Source organism: Microcystis sp. LE19-41.2A (genome assembly GCF_027530405.1).
GTDB classification, from domain to species: Bacteria; Cyanobacteriota; Cyanobacteriia; order Cyanobacteriales; family Microcystaceae; genus Microcystis; species Microcystis aeruginosa.
Genome location: NZ_JAPZQJ010000505.1, coordinates 1 through 3,174 on the forward strand (window position 1 = coordinate 1; position 3,174 = coordinate 3,174).

The 3,174-nt window shown below is 42.6% G+C and carries 3 protein-coding genes and 1 pseudogene; 2 read left to right on the forward strand and 2 right to left on the reverse strand.

Annotated elements, in window-relative coordinates; translation table 11 throughout:
- Positions 1-100: 100 nt before the first annotated feature.
- A complete protein-coding gene (locus tag O9290_RS21130) occupies positions 101-283 on the reverse strand; it encodes a hypothetical protein (RefSeq protein ID WP_288059541.1) in 183 nt (60 codons plus the stop codon).
- A 147-nt stretch (positions 284-430) separates the two neighbouring features.
- On the opposite strand from O9290_RS21130, the gene O9290_RS21135 reads away from it, so the two are divergent.
- Positions 431-1,156, forward strand: coding sequence for a hypothetical protein (locus O9290_RS21135; protein WP_196219828.1), 726 nt, complete (start codon positions 431-433; stop codon positions 1,154-1,156).
- 180 nt (positions 1,157-1,336) lie between these two features.
- Positions 1,337-2,341, forward strand: a complete 1,005-nt coding sequence (locus O9290_RS21140) for a hypothetical protein (RefSeq protein WP_288059543.1) — start codon at positions 1,337-1,339, stop codon at positions 2,339-2,341.
- Positions 2,342-2,579: 238 nt separating this feature from the next.
- Here the strand turns inward: O9290_RS21140 and O9290_RS21145 are convergent.
- A pseudogene (locus O9290_RS21145) lies at positions 2,580-2,861 on the reverse strand (retron system putative HNH endonuclease); the annotation flags it as partial.
- Between the last annotated feature and the right edge of the window lie 313 nt (positions 2,862-3,174).

The window sequence follows — 3,174 nt, forward strand, 5'->3', positions numbered from 1 at the left end:
AAAGGACGGCTCTTCTCGACTTTGTGTGATAATTTTTGCTTATAGAATCGTGAAATATTTACTGGGAAAGACTTTTAGGAGTATTTTGCTGAAGAAACTATCAGTATAGACCCCGTTTCCACACAGAAACCAGAAGAGCCAAAGGACTGTATCTTTGTTGAGCATCTAAGCATAAATATCCATTGACAAAAACTTTTAATTGAGCATTATCTATCTCCTCATCCAAAAAAGGCTCGATGGCTGCCTTACGAAGTGCCTTGATTTGGTTGAGGTTTAATCCCAACTTTTCGATAGTAAGCTTAGACGCATTTAAGTTTCCTACTCGTATCCCTATCTACAAGGCGTTCCAGGATATTAAAGTGCAATGTAAGTGCGTCTAAGCTTATTAAAAGATGGGGTCACTAAAATAGATTCAGGTAAATAGTTAATCGTGAATATAAGCTTTTTACAGTTGTTTTTTTTCGGGGCGATCTCGCTAACCCTAACTTTCACCCTCGGCTATGTTAGCCTGAGAGCGATCTCGCGCTTTACCGTCAAGGAATGTATGGCCCTTGCTGGTGCTTCGGGAATGGCTTTACAATCGGCGATCGCTTTCGTTAATTTTCTTTGTGGCTTTTCCGGAAGAACTTTTTTCCTGTTAGCGACGGCTGGTTTATTTATTATCTCTCTATGGTTACTGACGCGACAATTGTGGCAAGCGGAAGAAAGAGAAAACTATAGATGGCTATACCTAGCGATCTTGTTCTGGCTCGTCCTGCTAGGGATGCAATTCTTCGTCGTGCTTTACAGTGGGGGATTTTACTACGGGGATTGGTGGATGCACTTCGATATCGCTCAAATTTTTTTGGGACTTCAGAAAACCGATACGGTTTACTTTGGAACTTATAATGTTACTTCTAGAACTCCTTTATTCAATCTGTTTTCTAGTTATTATCTGGCACTTTTAGAAAATTCATTTGCGGTTTATCAAATTACTGCGATTTTACCAGGAGTATTCCTGACCCTCCTAATCCCCCTCTTTCTGCGTCCGTCGTTAATTCCGTTAGCCTTTTTCCCCGTGGCTTTCAGTCCCTATTTGAGTAATATGATCACCTACCCGTGGCCGAAGGTATTGGCCACGGTCTATATCTTAACTGGCATCTATAGCGTTTCCTAAGCTAGTGAGGTACACCTATTTTTCTTCCCTTTTGCCTTTTGCCTCTTGCATGAGTGCCTAAAACCCATAACTTTTGTACCTCAGCAGACTGAAAAACGCTATATAGCGTTTCTGATTCACAAGAGGTACATTCCCGATCCTGAACAGCTTAATCAGCAAAGGTTTAAGTGTGCCGCACAGATGCGAGAACCGCTATATTTCTATCTCGACTTGAGAAACAATCCCCGCACAAGAGTCTATTCCCTTTCCGGGATTGGCTGTGGAGTTAGTTGGGGATTAGCCTTTCTCAGTCATCCTTCCGCCATACTCTATGTTATCGCCCCGATCGTCGATAATCTATGGGTAAATCGTAAAAATTTAGCTCTTGTCGTCCGTCAGTTATTTTTTCCGTTAATCCTAATGATCGCCGTGTGTCTTCCCTGGTATTTATGGGGAATCTCTCACTTCGGTCTCGCCTCTATCTTCCAGACGGCAATGGGAACGACGGGGGGTGCGACTGCGAGCGTTAGAATTTCCGATGCTTTAAACAATGCCTGGTCTAGCGTTTATCCCCTCGAACTTTCCGATGCGGTTCAAGATCGAATCCAGAAAGGCCCCGGAGAGGGTGGCGAGTATTACACCTTACGCTATCGGCTGTGGAATTCATGGTTTCGCTTGTATTTTAGTGTTTTAGCCGGCTCTATAACGATAACCCTGAGCGCCGTCCTTCTGACGGTTTTCGGGAAAAGAGTTTTCGGAAAAGTTCAGGGTAAACCTTTGTTTCCCAGATCATTTTTAGTATCGGTACTCGCGATCGGTTTTTTGGGAGGTTGTTTCCTGCAACCCGGATTTCATCGCGGGGGAATTATCGGCGAGAGTATGACTCCTATTGTGGTTCTGTTGCTCTTGATCGTTACCGAATATCTGGCCATGTTACCCGTGAGACTGAAACAGTTAATTCTCTTCACTATCGTGGGAGAGTTCGTTCTTTCTCGGGGGATTCACTTGTTATTTCTCGGTGCGGAAAAAACGGTAGTTTGGGATGGAAATGCCGATCTAAAAACTAACTATAGTTTACAATTCGCCCGGGATCTGATCGGTACTCCGATCGGCTTATTTATGGCGATAGTTGCTTTAATCATTTTCCTGGTGATCGGTTGGAAAACCGTATTGGAAGGCGGTGATCCTGGAGAATCCTTGCAATAACGATTATACCTTCTAAACAGGATTTAGTATGAGAGCATCCCAATTGACAACTGGCCAATTTTGTGAACCGCTTGCTGGCGAGCGAGTGGAAGGAACCACAGAGACACAGAGGACACAAAGATTGATCGCTTCCATATAAGTTAAACTGATCACACAAAAAATAAGAGAGCCGTACCTTGAGTTTATTGAGGTTTAATCCCAACTTTTCGATAGTATTAATTGCTGTTTGATCATCTTCTTGTGCGGGTTTAATTGTACCATCATCATTAAAAGCAAAGTGAGACTCACAATCGGGATTGAGTGGAGAGATTAAGAGATTTTCATCAAACCAGTTATCTTTTAGATTACCACAGTGCCGAGGTTCACCAGTCCTAAGATTTGCCTGACAGGAACATAGCAAATTGGCATAATCTAAGGGATCAACAGTGGGATCACTTTGAGGTTTAAAATGTTCTAAACCCCGACCAGCTAGAGAACTGGAGTTTTTTGACAAAAGCAGATAGACTAAATCTAGACTCACCGTTCGCTCAAATTTTTGAACTCGACCTTATTATCATGGCGAAAAAAGCTTACAGCATAAAGTTTTCAGAAGACCTAGCGGTGGTTAACTTGGAGAAAATTAATCCAAGGCGATCTCGGGTAATGATTGGGTAGTAGTGGCGTAGCCCTCTTGCTTACCTGGTATGAATTGTGGTTCTTCGGTTTGTGTTATGCAATGGAGGGGGGTTATAAGGGATGAAACCCTTATATAGAAAGACATTTGGCGATTTTTGTCAATTGTTTTCGATCTAGAACGAGCTAATCAATTAAGTCTCTTGCCGGATAAGGATTTA